This is a genomic window from Luteimonas sp. A649 (genome assembly GCF_054072735.1).
The window spans coordinates 23,072-37,530 of record NZ_JBSVRQ010000001.1 but is presented as its reverse complement, the minus strand read 5'-3'; the positions used below and the strand labels follow the sequence as shown (position 1 = coordinate 37,530).

Annotated in this window: 13 protein-coding genes; 7 read left to right on the top strand and 6 right to left on the bottom strand. The window is 71.5% G+C overall.

The annotated features are described in order from the left end of the window. Nucleotide 1 precedes the first annotated feature (1 nt). Nucleotides 2–364 (top strand): response regulator, encoded by a 363-nt coding sequence (locus ACW5E8_RS00200; RefSeq protein ID WP_456963494.1) that lies wholly within the window; start codon nt 2–4, stop codon nt 362–364. Here the strand turns inward: ACW5E8_RS00200 and ACW5E8_RS00195 are convergent. From ACW5E8_RS00195 to rsgA, 3 genes are all read right to left on the bottom strand, one after another. After that, a complete protein-coding gene (locus tag ACW5E8_RS00195; protein ID WP_456963493.1) occupies nt 361–2,721 on the bottom strand; it encodes an NADP-dependent malic enzyme in 2,361 nt (786 codons plus the stop codon). The two genes, ACW5E8_RS00200 and ACW5E8_RS00195, sit on opposite strands and share 4 nt — an antisense overlap. An 11-nt stretch (nt 2,722–2,732) precedes the next feature. Further along, nucleotides 2,733–3,956 carry a flavohemoglobin expression-modulating QEGLA motif protein gene (locus ACW5E8_RS00190; protein WP_456965195.1) on the bottom strand — a complete coding sequence of 408 codons (1,224 nt, stop codon included), beginning with the start codon at nt 3,954–3,956 and terminating at the stop codon, nt 2,733–2,735. Nucleotides 3,957–4,020: 64 nt separating this feature from the next. Continuing rightward, nucleotides 4,021–5,109: a ribosome small subunit-dependent GTPase A gene (rsgA, locus tag ACW5E8_RS00185; RefSeq protein ID WP_456963492.1), complete on the bottom strand. Its 1,089-nt coding sequence runs from the start codon at nt 5,107–5,109 to the stop codon at nt 4,021–4,023. A gap of 87 nt (nt 5,110–5,196) precedes the next feature. Between rsgA and ACW5E8_RS00180 the strand changes: the two genes are divergently transcribed. From ACW5E8_RS00180 to ACW5E8_RS00170, 3 genes are read left to right on the top strand one after another with little or no spacing between them, the layout of a single operon-like run. Then, complete coding sequence (locus ACW5E8_RS00180) at nt 5,197–6,471, top strand: pyridoxal phosphate-dependent aminotransferase (protein WP_456963491.1); 1,275 nt, start codon at nt 5,197–5,199, stop codon at nt 6,469–6,471. 5 nt (nt 6,472–6,476) lie between these two features. Then, entirely contained in the window at nt 6,477–7,103 is a 627-nt protein-coding gene (locus ACW5E8_RS00175; protein WP_456963490.1) for an SGNH/GDSL hydrolase family protein, read from the top strand. After that, entirely contained in the window at nt 7,100–7,801 is a 702-nt protein-coding gene (locus tag ACW5E8_RS00170) for a methyltransferase domain-containing protein (RefSeq protein ID WP_456963489.1), read from the top strand. The genes ACW5E8_RS00175 and ACW5E8_RS00170 overlap by 4 nt, the downstream gene beginning before the upstream one ends. A 370-nt stretch (nt 7,802–8,171) precedes the next feature. On the opposite strand, the gene ACW5E8_RS00165 is transcribed toward ACW5E8_RS00170, so the two are convergent. Next, a complete protein-coding gene (locus tag ACW5E8_RS00165; protein WP_456963488.1) occupies nt 8,172–8,951 on the bottom strand; it encodes a polysaccharide deacetylase family protein in 780 nt (259 codons plus the stop codon). Nucleotides 8,952–9,145: 194 nt separating this feature from the next. Here ACW5E8_RS00165 and grxD point away from each other — a divergent pair, with 194 nt between their 5' ends. After that, a complete protein-coding gene (gene grxD, locus ACW5E8_RS00160) occupies nt 9,146–10,069 on the top strand; it encodes a Grx4 family monothiol glutaredoxin (protein WP_456963487.1) in 924 nt (307 codons plus the stop codon). Nucleotides 10,070–10,242: 173 nt separating this feature from the next. Here grxD and ACW5E8_RS00155 read toward each other — a convergent pair whose 3' ends face one another. Further along, nucleotides 10,243–10,794 carry a DUF924 family protein gene (locus ACW5E8_RS00155; RefSeq protein WP_456963486.1) on the bottom strand — a complete coding sequence of 184 codons (552 nt, stop codon included), beginning with the start codon at nt 10,792–10,794 and terminating at the stop codon, nt 10,243–10,245. Further along, a complete protein-coding gene (locus ACW5E8_RS00150) occupies nt 10,791–11,567 on the bottom strand; it encodes an AMP nucleosidase (RefSeq protein ID WP_456963485.1) in 777 nt (258 codons plus the stop codon). Before ACW5E8_RS00150 ends, ACW5E8_RS00155 begins: the two co-directional genes overlap by 4 nt. Before the next feature lie 139 nt (nt 11,568–11,706). Here ACW5E8_RS00150 and ACW5E8_RS00145 point away from each other — a divergent pair, with 139 nt between their 5' ends. Both ACW5E8_RS00145 and ACW5E8_RS00140 read left to right on the top strand, forming a co-directional pair. Next, a complete protein-coding gene (locus ACW5E8_RS00145; protein WP_456963484.1) occupies nt 11,707–13,122 on the top strand; it encodes an amidohydrolase in 1,416 nt (471 codons plus the stop codon). Continuing rightward, nucleotides 13,119–14,426 carry an amidohydrolase family protein gene (locus ACW5E8_RS00140; protein ID WP_456963483.1) on the top strand — a complete coding sequence of 436 codons (1,308 nt, stop codon included), beginning with the start codon at nt 13,119–13,121 and terminating at the stop codon, nt 14,424–14,426. The genes ACW5E8_RS00145 and ACW5E8_RS00140 overlap by 4 nt, the downstream gene beginning before the upstream one ends. Nucleotides 14,427–14,459: the final 33 nt, after the last annotated feature.

Here is a 14,459-nt window from a genome sequence, read left to right as displayed (position 1 = left end):
CATGGCGCTGCGCGTGCTGATCATCGACGACTCGCGCGACGATGCCGAACTCACCGAGTTCGCGCTGCGCGAGGCGGGACTGGTCGTGGACTGCCGCAACCTCTGCCGCGAGGACGCGCTGGCGGCGGCGCTGGACGGCTTCGAGCCGCAGCTGGTCCTGTGCGACCTCAACCTGCCCGGCTGGTCCGGGCCCGAGGCCATGGCCGCGGTCCGCAGCCGTGCGCCGTGGGCGCGCTTCGTGTTCGTCACCGGCGCCCTGCCCTTCGACCGCAAGCTCCCCGACGACGACGTGGTGCTCAAGGACGACCTCGCGCGCCTGGTGGAACTGGCGCGCGCGATCGACTGCAGCCGGGTAACCGGCTAGCTGGCGGAGTCCCCCGTCGCATCCCCGCGCAGCGTCGCGCGGATCTGCGCGTCCACCGCCGTGATCGCGGTCATGTTGACCACGCGGCGCGGCGTGCTGCCCGGCGTCAGGATGTGGGCGGGATGGTCCAGGCCCATCAGGATCGGCCCCAGCGCCACGCCGCCGGTCATCACCCGCACCAGGTTGTAGGAGATGTTCGCGGCGTCGATGTTGGGCATGACGAACAGGTTCGCGCGCCCGGTAAGCGTGGTGCTGGGGAACATGGTCTGGCGCAGCGCCTCGTCCCAGGCGGCGTCGCCCTGCATCTCGCCGTCCATGTTCAGGCGCGGCGCGCGGCGCGCCAGGATGTCGCGGGCGAGGCGCATCTTCGCGGCGCCCGGATTGTCGTGGCTGCCGAAGTTGGAGTGCGACAGCAGCGCCACCCGCGGCTCGATGCCGAACAGCTTCAGGCGGTAGGCGCCCTGCAGCGTGGCCTCGGCGATCTGCTCGGCGGTCGGGTCGATCTGGGCATGCGTGTCGAGGAAGAACCACACGCCCTGTTCGTTGATCACGCCCGTCATGGCCGAGGTGCAGGCCACGCGACGGTCGAGGCCGAAGACGGTGCGCAGGTAGCCCAGCTTCTTGTGGTAACGGCCGACCAGGCCAGCGATCAGGCCGTCCGCCTCGCCGCGCTGGACCATGAGCGCCGCGATCAGCGTCGCGCGCGAGCGGACCAGGTTCTTTGCGGCATCGGGCGTCACCCCGCGGCGCTCGGTCAACGCGTGGTACTGGCGCCAGTAGTCGTTGAAACGCGGATCGTCGTTGATGTTGGTGAGGTCGAAATCGCGGCCTTCCTGAAGGCGCAGGCCAAGGCGCTCGATGCGCGAAGCGATGACGTCGGGCCGGCCGATGAGGATCGGCCGCGCCAGCTGCTCGTCGGCCACCGTCTGCACGGCGCGCAGCACGGTTTCCTCTTCGCCCTCGGCGTAGACGATGCGCTTGATGTCGGCGCGCGCGCGCTCGTACACCGGCTTCATCACCAGGCCCGTGCGGTGGATGAACTGCCCGAGCTTCTCGCGGTAGGCGCCGACGTCGGCGAGCGGACGTCGGGCCACGCCGGAGTCCATCGCGGCCTGGGCCACGGCTGGCGCCACGATCATCAGCAGTCGCGGGTCGAAGGGCCTGGGGATGAAGTAGTCGGGGCCGAAGGACAGGATGTCGCCGCCGTAGGCCGCGCCGAGGTCGGACGACTCGCGCTTGGCGAGGTCGGCGATGGCATGCACGCAGGCGAGTTTCATCCGTTCGTTGATCTCGGTGGCGCCGACGTCGAGCGCACCGCGGAAGATGTAGGGGAAGCAGAGGACGTTGTTGACCTGGTTCGGATAGTCCGAACGACCCGTGGCGATGATGCTGTCCGGACGCACGGCGCGGGCCGCGTCGGGCAGGATCTCCGGGCTTGGGTTGGCCAGCGCCAGGATCACCGGGCGCGCGGCCATGGTTTCCACCATCGCAGGGGTGAGCACGCCGCCTGCGGACAGGCCGAGGAACACATCGGCGCCCTCGACGATCTCGGCCAGCGTGCGCTTGGCGGTGTCGCGGGCATAGCGCGCGCGGTCGGGGTCCAGGCCGGTGCGGCCGGAGTGGAGCACGCCGTCGCGATCGACCGCCAGGATGTTGTCGGGCTTCACGCCCAGCGCCACCAGCATGTCGAGGCAGGCGATGCCCGCGGCGCCCGCGCCCGAGTGCGCGATCTTCACTTCGTCGATGCGCTTGCCGGCGATTTCCAGGGCGTTGATCAGCGCCGCGCCGACGATGATCGCGGTGCCGTGCTGGTCGTCGTGGAACACCGGGATCTTCATTCGCTCGCGCAGCTTGCGCTCGACGATGAAGCACTCCGGCGCCTTGATGTCCTCGAGGTTGATGCCGCCGAAGGTCGGCTCGAGGCTGGCGATGATGTCGACCAGCTTGTCGGGATCGCGCTCGTCGACTTCCAGGTCGAACACGTCGATACCCGCGAATTTCTGGAACAGCACGCCCTTGCCTTCCATCACCGGCTTGCCCGCCAGCGGGCCGATGTCACCCAGGCCCAGCACCGCGGTGCCGTTGGAGATCACCGCCACCAGGTTGCCGCGCGCGGTGAGCGTGCTGGCCTCGTCGGGGTCCGCCACGATCGCCTCGCAGGCGTAGGCCACGCCGGGCGAATAGGCCAGGGCCAGTTCGCGCTGCGTCACCAGGGCCTTGGTCGCGGCGACCTTGATCTTCCCGTGCGGCTCGGAGCGGTGGTAGTCGAGCGCTGCCTGCTTGAATTCTTCGGTCGACGACGGGTTTGCGGGCGGCTGTTCGGGCATGGCGGGGCTGCGATTCGGGCGACGTTCCATTCTAGCCCCTGTCAGCGCAGCGCCTCTGCCGGGTCGGCGCGGCCGTCGGTGCCGATGCTGTCCAGACGGATCCGGTTGGCGAACAGCGAGAACGCGAGCAGGCCCGCGAGGCCACCGGCCTGCGCCACCCACTGCGGCAGCCAGCGCGGCGGCGCGACCGCGCCGGATTCGAACAGCGGCGCCAGGCGCGCGGTGTCGGCCAAGGTCATCTTGCCGGCGAACAGCTGGCGGCAGCGCAGCAGCCGGTCCTCGCGCAGCGCCCAACGGAAGAAGGTGTGCACCTCCACCATGCCGCGCAGGTAGACCGCATCCTTGGTGAAGGCGTGGCCACCGCCGAGCGGCACGCCACGGAAGATGCGCTGCGCCGACGCGAACGATTCACCGGCCGGCTGCCCGGCGCCGATGAACCAGTCGAACACCTGCAGGAAGTCGGCGCCCGCCAGCGCCATCGAGGTCGCCTCGGTGCGCAGGCTGATGCGCTTCATGCGGCCGATGTCGAGGCTGCCGGTGATCTGCTCGGCGAAGGTCGCCAGGCCTTCCTGGGTCGCGGTGATCCGCGGCGAGGCCATGCCCAGGCTCGCGAACAGCGGCTGTTCGCGGCCGTTGAGCGCGGTCAGCGAGTGCACCAGGGCTTCGTGGTTGAAGAGCTGGGCGCGGTCGTAGCCGGAGAACAGCGCGCCGTCGCGCAGGCGGATGCGGTGCGCGCCGGCCGCGGCCTTGGCGATCAGGCCGGGATCGAGTTCGACCGCGACCACACGCCCGCCGAAGAAGGCGTCGAGGTCGCCCTGCAGCTGCAGCTGCAGCGCGCGCGCGGACACCGGCACCTGTTCGGACGGCGCGAGCAGTTCGTGGTCGAGGTCGTCGGCGATGCCGATGAAGTGCCGCGCCGCCTCGCGGGTCGTGGGGCCGTTGCCGGGCAGCGGCTGGTCGGGGCTGCCGTACAGGGTGATGGCGTGCTGGCCGGCCTCGGGCCGACCGAGGGTCTCGAGCAGCTGCGCGGCCACGTCCCAGGACTCCGCGGACTCGCGCAGATACATGCCTGCGGGGTGGCCGGGGTCGGCTTCTTCGGCGACGGCCGCCAGTTCGCGGCGGGCTTCGCCGAAGTCGTGCCGGGGATACACCGGTTCCGGCATCCGCCGCCGGCCGGCGGCATGGTCGGCAAGGAAGCGCTCCTGTTCGGCCGCGGGCCAGCTCGCCAGGGTAAGCACGCGGATGCCGCGCGCGGCTTGGACCATGCGCGCATCGAGCGCGGCGTGACGGAGCGTTTCGGCGTCGAAGCTGGCCACGGCCGACACGGTCTCAGCGCCGCCCGGGACGGCCGCCCTTGCGCGGATCCGGGCGTTTGCCGCTGGACTGCGGCTTCGTCGACGCCTGGCGCGAGGCCAGCACGCCGGCCGCACCGGCAACCTCGTCGCGCAGCTTGGCGTAGTGGGCGAAGCGGCCCGCATCCAGCCGGCCGGCTTCCAGGGCCGCACGCACCGCGCAGCCCGGTTCGCCTTCGTGCCGGCAGTCGCTGAAGCGGCACTCGGCGACCAGGGCCTCGACCTCGGCGAAACCGCCCTCGGCCAGGTCTTCCTCGCCGGTCGGCTTGAGCTCGCGCATGCCGGGCGTGTCGATCAGGCAGCCGCCGGAGGGCAGCGGGATCAGCGCGCGGTGGGTGGTGGTGTGGCGGCCGCGGGCGTCGCGCTCGCGCACCTCGCCGGTCTTCATGCGCTCGGTGCCCAGCAGGGCATTGGTCAACGTCGATTTGCCAGCGCCGGAGCTGCCGACCAGGACCGCGGTGTGGCCCGGGCCCAGCCACGGCGCAAGCGCAGCGGCATCGGCGGGGTCGCGGGCGTTCACCGTGAGCACCGGCACGCCGTCACCCATGCGCGCGTGCAGCGCGGCGCGCGCGGCATCGGCATCGGCGCCGGGCTGGTCGGCCTTGGTCAGCACCACCACCGGCTGCGCACCGCCGCCCTGCACCAGCAGCAGGTAGCGCTCGATGCGCCGCGGGTTGAAATCGCCGTCCAGTCCGCAGACCACGAACACGGTGTCGATATTGGCCGCGATCAGCTGCTGGCCGTAGTGCTCGCCGGCGATGCCGCGCTTGATCACGCTCCGGCGCGCGAGCAGGGCGACGATGCGGCCGTCTTCCACCAGCACCCAGTCGCCGACGGCCGCGCGCTCGGACGGCGGACACTTCGGGCGCTGCCACTGCGGCAGGGATTCGACCGCGCCGCCGTCATCCGGGCCCTCGGCCACCACATAGCCGGTGCGGTGCTGTTCGATCACCCGCGCCGGGCGCGCCGCGGGATGCGCGGCCATCGCTTCGGCCCATGCGCCCTCGGGTGGCGAACCGGCATGGGGCCAGCCGATCGCCCGCAGGGCGGTGTGCGCGGAGTTCAAACGGGGGCGCGGGAGGTGGTCATCACCGGGGATTCTAGCCGGGAATTCCGCTAGGCTTTCGGGTTCGCCCCACGCCGACCCGCCCGCATGTCCAAGCCCCACGTCGCCACCCGGCAACGCCTGTCCGAGGTGCGCTACGAGATCCGCGGCGAACTCGCGCGCCGCGCACGCGAGCTCGAGGCCCAGGGCCACGTCCTGATCAAGCTCAACATCGGCAACCCGGGTGCGTTCGGGTTCCGCGCACCGGAGCACTTGCAGCGCGCGATCGCCGACCGCATCCACGACACCGATCCCTATGCCCACCAGCAAGGCCTGCCGGCGGCGCGCGAGGCGGTGGCCGCGCACCACGTCGCGCGCGGCGTGCCGGGCGTGTCCGCCGACGACGTCTTCATCGGCAACGGCGTCAGCGAGCTGATCGACATCAGCCTGCGCGCCCTGCTCAACCCGGGCGACGAAGTGCTGCTGCCCTCGCCCGACTATCCGCTGTGGTCGGCGGCCACCATCCTCAACGACGGCCGGCCGGTGTACTACCGCTGCCACGCAAGCAACGGCTTCCTGCCCGACCCGGACGAGATCGAGGCCCTGGTGTCGCCGCGCACGCGCGCGATCGTGCTGATCAACCCGAACAATCCCACCGGCGCCAGCTATCCGCGCGCGCTGCTGGAGCGCATCGTCGCCATCGCCGCGCGCCACGGCCTGCTGCTGATGGCCGACGAGATCTACGACGGCATCACCTACGACGACGCGCGCTTCGAGCCGCTGGCGCCGCTGGCCGGCGACGTGCCCTGCCTGTCCTTCGGCGGCCTGAGCAAGGTGCACCGGGCCTGCGGCTGGCGCATCGGCTGGGGCGTGCTGTCGGGCAGCACCGAGGCAACGCGAGACTACCGCCACGCCATCGACCTGCTGGGCGCGCTGCGGCTGTGCGCCAACGTGCCCGGCCAGTTCGCGGTGCCGGCGGCGCTGTCGGGCCTGGACACCATCGGCCCGCTGGTGGCGCCGGGCGGGCGCCTGCACGAGGCGCGGCGCGTGGTTGCCGAAGCCTGCGCCGCCAGCCCGCACCTCAAGCTGCAAGTGCCCGATGGCGCGCTGTACGCCTTCCCCGGGGTGGTCGGCGACGCCGCGCGGGGCTTCGACGACCACGCCTTCGCGCTGGAGCTGATGGAGCGCGAACACGTGCTGGTGGTGCCGGGCTCGAGCTTCAACGTGCCCTACCGCAACCACTTCCGCGTCACCCTGCTGCCCGAACCCGACCAGCTGCGCGAAGTGTTCCGGCGCATCGACCGGGTGCTGGAGCGGCGGGCCGCCACGAAGGCGGCACCTGTGGGAGCGGCTACAGCCGCGATCAATCCCGCGACGGCCTGACCCCGATGCCCCTCTCCTACCTCGCCCTCGGCGATTCCTACACCATCGGCGAACGCGTCCAACCCGCGGACCGCTGGCCGCACCAGCTCGCCCGCGCACTGCGCGCCGAAGGCATCGCCCTTGAAGACCCGCTGACCATCGCCACCACCGGCTGGACCACCGACGAACTCGACGCCGCGATCGATGCCGCCGATCCGCAAGGCCCGTTCGACTTCGCAAGCCTGCTGATCGGCGTCAACAACCAGTACCGCGGGCGCAGCGCCATCGGGTATGCCGACGAATTCGCCGCCCTGCTCGAACGCACCATCGGCTTTGCCGGCGGCCACGCCGACCGCGTGCTGGTGCTGTCGATCCCCGACTGGGGCGTGAGCCCGTTCGCCGCCGCCTCCGGGCGCGATCCCGGAGCGATCGCGCGCGAACTCGATGCGTACAACGCCGCCGCGCGCGACGTATGCGAGGCCCGCGGCGTCGCCTTCGTCGACATCACGCCCGTGAGCCGCGCCCGCGGCGCCGAGCCCGACATGCTGGCCGACGACGGTCTGCATCCTTCCGCCCTCCTGTACACCGAGTGGACGCGCCTGGCCCTGCCGGTCGCGCGCCGCCTGCTGCAGCCGCCACGGACGACGCCATGACCACACGCTCCGCCGACGCGCCCTTCCCCGCTGACGAAGCCCGCGCGATCGCACGCGCGTTCCTGCCGCGCCGCTTCTACGGCAACCGTTACGACTACTACTACACGCTGTCGAAGCTGCGCACCGACCCGCTGTATCCCGGCGTGCTCGACGCGCTGCGCGGCACCACCGCACCGGTGCTCGACCTCGGCTGCGGGCTCGGACTGCTGCTGCATGCGCTGCGCCTGGACGGGCAGGCGATGCCCTGGCACGGCGTGGACATCGACGCCGACAAGATCCGCCGCGGCCGCGAGATCGCCGCGCGCGGCGGCTTTGCCGACGGCGCGTGCTTCGACGTCGTGGACCTCGCCGCGGGTTGGCCGCCACACGCGGGCAGCGTGGCGATCCTCGACGTGCTGCAGTACCTGGATGCGCAGGCGCAGGCGGCGCTGCTCGCCGACACCGCCGCGATGCTCACCCCGGGCGCACGCCTGGTGATCCGCAGCGGACTGGGCGACGACTCGCGCCGCGGCCGCACCACGCGCATCACCGACCGGCTGGCGCACCTGGCGGGCTGGATGCAGGAAGTGCCGAAGCGCTATCCGACGCGCGCGGAGCTGGAGTCGGCGCTGGGCGATGCGGGACTGGCGGTGGAATTCCGGCCGCTGTACGGGAACACGCCGTTCAACAACTGGCTGATCGTGGGGCGCCGCGATTGACTCGGATTTCGCACTGACCGGGGAAGAGCATTTTTTGCCACGGATTTACGCGGATCAGGGCGGATTTGCACGGATAAAGCGGGAAGGGCGGAAAAGGCGAGGTGCTTTTTTGGCCACGGATTTGCGCGGATCGACGCGGATAGAGCGGAAGGGAAGAAGAAAAAGCGGAGAGCTTCTTCTGCCACGGATTAGCGCGGATTACGCGGATCTGGCCGAGGCAAGATTGCTGCGGGAAACCCATCTGAAGAAGAGGCTTGTGCAGCGCGTGGTGCCGGCGCTGGCCTTGGCTTGATCCGCGTAATCCGCGCTAATCCGTGGCATGAAAGCTCTTGTCCTGCCCACGGGATCCCGCAGTTTCGCAGCGCGGCGATCAGTCTGCGGGGATGACTGCGCGGAGGTTTGCACGCTTCACTTCGGCCAGGACCGCGGACACGATTTCGGCGCTGCGGCCGTGGGGGGCGCCCTCGTGCAGGAGGACGATGGCGCCGGGCGTGAGGTCGCGGGCGATGCGGGCGGCGATGTCGGCGGCGTCGGAGCGGACGGCATCGTAGCCGCGGGCGCTCCAGGCCAGGCGCGACAGGCCGGCTTCGCGCAGCGGTGCGTGCACGAAAGGATTGGCGTGGCCGACCACGGCGCGGAACCAGCGCGGGGCGGTGCCGGTGATGCCCGCCAGCGTGCGCTGGCAGTCGAGGATCTCGCGGCGCATCGCGCGCGGACCCAGGGCCCAGAAGCGGGCCTGGGGGTGGGTGTGGCTGTGGTTGCCGATGCCGTGGCCGCGCGCGGCGATGTCGCGCACGAGGTCCGGCCGCGCTTGGGCGCGCTCGCCGACGAGGAAGAAGGTGGCCTTCGCATCGTGGGCGTCGAGCAGGTCGAGGATGGCCGCGGTGTCGTCGGAGGGCCCGTCGTCGATGGTCAGCCAGACCCCGCGATGCGTGGCGGCGAAGCGCCGGATGACGGGCCCGAACAGGCGCGAACCCGGGCGTAGCGTGCCCCAGACGAAACCCAGGTGCACCGCGACCAGCAGCGCCAGGCCCCAGCACCAGCCCAGCCACCACCAGGCCGCGGCGATGCCGGCGTGCAGCAGCAGCGCGGCCCAGGCCCAGGCGTGGGGGTGTTTCGGGGTGGCGTGGAATGCAGTGCGGGCAGGCATGGGCGGGATGATGGCATCCGTCGCTGCGTGCGGGGCGGCCCAGCTGAGGCAGCGTCGCGCCCGGATCGCCGCCATGGCGGCTCCCACACGGGTTTTGGGAGGGAGGACGGGCTTCCGGGTGATGCGGGTCAAGGCGATGCGGGGACACGGGGAGTACCCTGTTGCACCTCCACACTACACACCGCGTGCCCGCCATGACCCTTGCCCCCGACCTCCGCCAGCGCATCGACGACCTGCTGCAGGCCAATCGCATCGTGCTGTTCATGAAGGGCGACCCGCGCTCGCCGCAGTGCGGTTTCTCGGCCAAGGCGGTGGCCGCCCTGTCCGCGCTCGAACAGCCCTTCGCGCACGTCAACGTGCTGGCCGACGCCGAGATCCGCGAGGGCATCAAGGCCTATGGCAACTGGCCCACCATCCCGCAGCTGTACATCGGCGGCGAACTGGTCGGCGGCAGCGACATCATCGAGCAGATGGCGAACTCCGGCGAACTGCACGCCGCGGTCGGCCTGCCGCCGCCGGACCGCACACCACCGGTGATCACCATCACCCCGACCGCGCAGCCGACGCTGCGCAAGGCCATCGAGGACGCCGGTGGCGACCTCGCCGTGCAGATCGACATCGACCCGAACTTCCGTACGCGCCTGGCCCTGGCCACGCGCGACGCCGGCGCCATCACCGTGGACTGCGATGGCATCCCGGTGCAGGTGGCGGTCGCCGCTGCGCGCCGCGCCGACGGCATCGTCATCGATTTCGCCGACGACGCCCGCGGCCGTGGCCTGGTGGTCGAGAACCCGAACGCGCCACCGCCGGTGCGCGCGCTGTCGCCGACAGACGCCCATGCCCGCGCCTCGGACGGCAGCCTGCGGGTGGTTGACGTGCGTCCGGCCGAGGAGCGCGCACTCGCTACCGCGCCCGTGCCCCACGCCACGCTGGACGACGGTCCGGGCGCGCTTGAAGGACTGCCGAAGGACACGCCGCTCGCCTTCCTCTGCCACCACGGCGGCCGCAGTGGCCAGGCGGCCGAACACTTCCGCCAGCTCGGCTTCCGCGAGGTCTACAACATCGAAGGCGGCATCGACGCCTGGTCCGACGTGGACGCGGAGATCCCGCGCTACTGAGCCGGGCTGCCGACTCCCCGGCAATCAATCTCCTGTGGGAGCGGCCATGTGGGAGCGGCTATAGCCGCGATAAGCGCCTCGGATCGCGGCTATGCCGCTCCCACAGTGCGATTCGGCACAGCGCATCGCGGCTATAGCCGCTCCCACAGTGCGATATAGCCGCTCCTACAAGGCTAGAAGCCGCCGCCGGCGTCCAGCCAGGCCTGCTCGTCGGCGCTGTTGGCCCGGCCCAGCGCGCGGTTTCGGTGCGGGAAGCGGCCGAAGCGTTCGATCACTTCCAGGTGCCGCACGGCGTAGTCCAGCGACATCTCGCCCAGGTCGGCCATGAGTGCCACCGCGCGCTCCTGGTCGCCGATCGCCTCCGAGTGTTCGAAGGGCAGGTAGCAGAACGCGCGCAGCTCCGGATCCACCTCGCGGTCCAGGCCGGATGCCAGCATGCGCTCGGCATAGTGCAGCGCCAGCGGATCGGTCGCGTACGAATGCGCGCTGCCGCGGAAGATGTTGCGCGGCACCTGGTCGAGCAGGATCAGCAGCGCCAGCGCGCCCTCGGCATCGTCCACCCAGGCATCCAGCTCGCGGCGCGCGGCGGCGAAGTGCGCGGCCTCCAGGAACCGACGTGTTTCCGCGTCGAACGCGGCACCGCCGTTGAACCACTTCGGCGGGCCGGCATCGCGCCAGAAGTCCACGATCTCCGCCGCGGTCCGCAGTCCGTCCACGGCGCTCATTCGTCGAACCTCAGGTGGCGCACGGACTTGCCGTGGCGGCGGATCAGGCGCAGCGATTCGATGCCGGCCTGGATGTGGCCCTCGACGAAGCGCGTGCTGACCTGCGCGTCGGAGGCCTCGGTCTTCACGCCCTCGGGGATCATCGGCTGGTCGCTGACCAGCAGCAGCGCGCCGCAGGGAATGCGATTGGCGAAGCCGGCGGCGAAGATGGTCGCGGTCTCCATGTCGATGGCCATGCAGCGCATGGTGCGCAGCCGCTCCTTGAAGACGGCGTCGTGCTCCCACACGCGGCGGTTGGTGGTGTAGACGGTGCCGGTCCAGTAGTCCAGGCCCATGTCGCGGATCGAGGTCGACACCGCGCGCTGCAGCGCGAACGCCGGCAGCGCCGGGACCTGCGGCGGCAGGTAGTCGTCGCTGGTGCCCTCGCCGCGGATGGCGGCGATCGGCAGCACCAGGTCACCGAGCTGGTTCTTCTTCTTCAGGCCGCCGCACTTGCCCAGGAACAGCACCGCCTTGGGGCCGATGGCGGACAGCAGGTCCATCAGCGTGGCCGCGTTCGGGCTGCCCATGCCGAAATTGATCATGGTGATGCCGTCGGCGGTGGCGCTGGGCATCGGCCGGTCGGTGCCGGTGATCTCGGCGCCCGTCAGGCGCGCGAAATGGCCCAGGTAGCCGCCGAAGTTGGTCACCAGGATGTGCTCGCCGAAGCCGTCGAGCGGCACGCCGGTGTAGCGCGGCAGCCAGTTCTCGACGATCTGTTCTTTTTCCTTCATCGGTTCCTCCTGGTTTGCGGGGATTCTGGCATGGCGGGGATCGCGGCTATAGCCGCTCCCACAGGAACCCGACTTTCCGCACATTGCCCGTGGCCCCGATACGCGGCTAGGGTGTGCGACTGACCACGGGGAGCGACACATGGGACTCAAGCCACACGCCGCGCTTGCCGCGGCGCTCACGATCGCGCTGGCCACCGGCTGCGCGACCACCAGCGCCACCGGCGGCCGCGACCACAGCCGCGGCACGGACACGTCGGCCGCCACCAGCGGTTCCCCGGGCGACGCCTATCCCAGCACCTACCAGCGCATCGCCAGTGCGCCGGTGTTGCTGAGCGGCGCGACCGTGCTCGACGGCGCCGGCGCCCGGCTCGAAGGCGCCGACGTGCTGATGCGCGACGGTGTCATCGTCGCCGTGGGCGCGGGCCTGGAGGCCCCGGCCGACGCGATCCGCGTCGACGGCCGCGGCAAGTGGGTCACCCCCGGCCTCATCGACATCCACTCCCACCTGGGCGTCTACCCGAGCCCCGGCACGCGCTCGCACAGCGACGGCAACGAGGCGACCTCGCCGGTCACCGCCGCGGTCTGGGCCGAACATTCGGTGTGGCCGCAGGACCCCGGCTTCCACGCCGCGCTCGCCGGCGGCGTCACCACGCTGCAGATCCTGCCCGGCTCGGCCAACCTCGTCGGTGGCCGCGGGGTGACGCTGCGCAACGTGTCCGCCACCACCTACCAGGCGATGAAGTTCCCAGGCGCCCCGCACGGACTGAAGATGGCCTGCGGCGAGAACCCCAAGCGCGTGTACGGCCAGAAGGGCGGCCCCGCCACGCGCATGGGCAACGTCGCCGGCTACCGCGCGGCCTTCATCGACGCCGCCGACTACCGCGACAAGCGCAACGGCAGCGGCAAGGACGGCAAGCGCGACCTCAAGCTCGAGACGCTGGCGGGCGCGCTCGACGGCGACATCCTGGTGCACATCCACTGCTATCGCGCCGACGAGATGGCGACCATGCTCGACCTCGCCGACGAGTTCGGCTTCAAGGTCGCCGCGTTCCACCACGGCGTGGAGGCCTACAAGATCGCCGACCGGCTCGGCCGCGAAGGCGTCTGCGGCGCGCTGTGGGCCGACTGGTGGGGCTTCAAGATGGAGGCCTTTGACGGGATCCAGGAGAACGTCGCCATCGTCGACCGCGCGCCGGGCGGCTGCGCGATCGTGCACTCCGACTCCGAGGAGGGCATCCAGCGCCTGAACCAGGAAGCGGCCAAGGTCATGGCCAATGCGCGCCGCGCGGGCATCGACATCGCGCCCGAACGCGCGATGACCTGGCTGACGCAGAACCCGGCGAAGGCGATGGGCATCCTCGAACGCACCGGCACGCTCGAGGCCGGCAAGATGGCCGACGTGGTGCTGTGGAGCGGCAACCCCTTCAGCTCCTACGCGCTCGCCGAGCAGGTCTGGATCGACGGCGCCCGCGTATACGACCGCAACGACCCCTCGCTGCAGCCGCGCTCGGACTTCATGCTGGGACGGGACGTGGCTGTTGGAGGTGTGCGATGAGCCGTCTGCTCCTGCAGGGGGTCGCGCTGGCCGCGATGCTTGGCGCCTCGGCGACCGCCGCCGCCCAGGACCTGCTGATCCGCAACGCCACCGTGCACACCGCCACCGAGCGCGGCACCCTGCAGGGCGCCGACGTGCTGGTGCGCAACGGCCGCATCAGTGCGGTCGGCACCGGCCTCGACGCCGTTGGGGCCACCGTGGTCGAAGCCAACGGCCGGCCGGTCACGCCGACCCTGTTCGGCGGCATCACCGGCATCGGCATCGAAGAGGTGTCGGGCGAGGAAGCGACCACCGACGGCCGCCTGGCGCTGGGCGAGGACGCGCACGACATGACCGTGCGCCCCGAGTTCGACGTCACCCTGGCCTACAACCCCGACTCGCTGCTGCTGCCGGTCGCGCGCGTCGAAGGCATCGGCTTCACCCTGCTGTCGGCGGGCACCGGCGCCGGCGGTTCGATCATCGGCGGCCAGGGCGCGACCATGCGCCTGGACGGCGGCGACCAGCCGGCGGGACCGAAGCTGCTGTTCATCGACCTGGGCAGCCGCGCCGCCAACCTCACCGGCGGCTCGCGCGCGGCGCAGTGGATGCTGCTCGACCAGCTTGTCGACGAGGCGCGGGGGCGCATCTCCGCGGAATCACGCTCGGCGCTGCTGACGCCCGCCGGCCGCGCCACCCTGCAGCGGCACCTCGACGGCACCCTCCCCCTGGTGGTGGCCGTGGACCGCGCGGCCGACATCCGCCAGCTGCTGCGGTGGTCAAAGAAGCACGGCGTGCGGGTCGCGATCCGCGGCGGCGGCGAGGCCGCGCGCGTGGCGGACGAATTGGCCGCGGCGCGGGTACCGGTCTTCATCGATCCGCTGGACAACCTGCCTGCCAACTTCGACCGCATCCACGCCAGCCTGCGCAGCGCCGCGGTGCTGCGCGCGGCCGGGGTCGAGGTCGGCTTCACCCAGGCCGGCGACTCCTCGCACAACGCGCGCAAGCTGCGCCAGCTCGCGGGCAATGCCGTGGCCAACGGCCTGCCTTGGGACGACGGCCTGGCCGGCCTGACCCGCGTGCCAGCGCGCACCTTCGGCGTCGACGGCGAGATCGGCGCCATCGCGCCGGGCCTGCGCGCCGACCTGGTGCTGTGGGACGGCGACCCGCTGGACGTCGCCAGCCTCGCCAGCCAGGTGTGGTTCGACGGCCGCGCGATCGACATGCGCTCGCGCCAGACCGAACTGCGCGACCGCTACCTGCGCGCCGAACCCGATGCCGCGCGCGGCGAGCTGCCGCGGGCGTATCCGGCCAGCGGCGGGCGCTGACCGCCACGCCAGCGGAACCGACGCCGCCGCCGA

Excerpts from the sequence above, each read along its gene's own strand:
- ACW5E8_RS00195 (WP_456963493.1), bottom strand. The coding sequence starts at position 2,721 with ATGGAACGTCGCCCGAATCGCAGCCCCGCCATGCCCGAACAGCCGCCC.
- ACW5E8_RS00140 (WP_456963483.1), top strand. The coding sequence starts at position 13,119 with ATGAGCCGTCTGCTCCTGCAGGGGGTCGCGCTGGCCGCGATGCTTGGC.
- ACW5E8_RS00165 (WP_456963488.1), bottom strand. The coding sequence starts at position 8,951 with ATGCCTGCCCGCACTGCATTCCACGCCACCCCGAAACACCCCCACGCC.
- ACW5E8_RS00180 (WP_456963491.1), top strand. The coding sequence starts at position 5,197 with ATGTCCAAGCCCCACGTCGCCACCCGGCAACGCCTGTCCGAGGTGCGC.
- grxD (WP_456963487.1), top strand. The coding sequence starts at position 9,146 with ATGACCCTTGCCCCCGACCTCCGCCAGCGCATCGACGACCTGCTGCAG.
- ACW5E8_RS00200 (WP_456963494.1), top strand. The coding sequence starts at position 2 with ATGGCGCTGCGCGTGCTGATCATCGACGACTCGCGCGACGATGCCGAA.
- ACW5E8_RS00170 (WP_456963489.1), top strand. The coding sequence starts at position 7,100 with ATGACCACACGCTCCGCCGACGCGCCCTTCCCCGCTGACGAAGCCCGC.
- ACW5E8_RS00175 (WP_456963490.1), top strand. The coding sequence starts at position 6,477 with ATGCCCCTCTCCTACCTCGCCCTCGGCGATTCCTACACCATCGGCGAA.
- ACW5E8_RS00145 (WP_456963484.1), top strand. The coding sequence starts at position 11,707 with ATGGGACTCAAGCCACACGCCGCGCTTGCCGCGGCGCTCACGATCGCG.
- ACW5E8_RS00150 (WP_456963485.1), bottom strand. The coding sequence starts at position 11,567 with ATGAAGGAAAAAGAACAGATCGTCGAGAACTGGCTGCCGCGCTACACC.
- ACW5E8_RS00190 (WP_456965195.1), bottom strand. The coding sequence starts at position 3,956 with ATGGTCCAAGCCGCGCGCGGCATCCGCGTGCTTACCCTGGCGAGCTGG.
- ACW5E8_RS00155 (WP_456963486.1), bottom strand. The coding sequence starts at position 10,794 with ATGAGCGCCGTGGACGGACTGCGGACCGCGGCGGAGATCGTGGACTTC.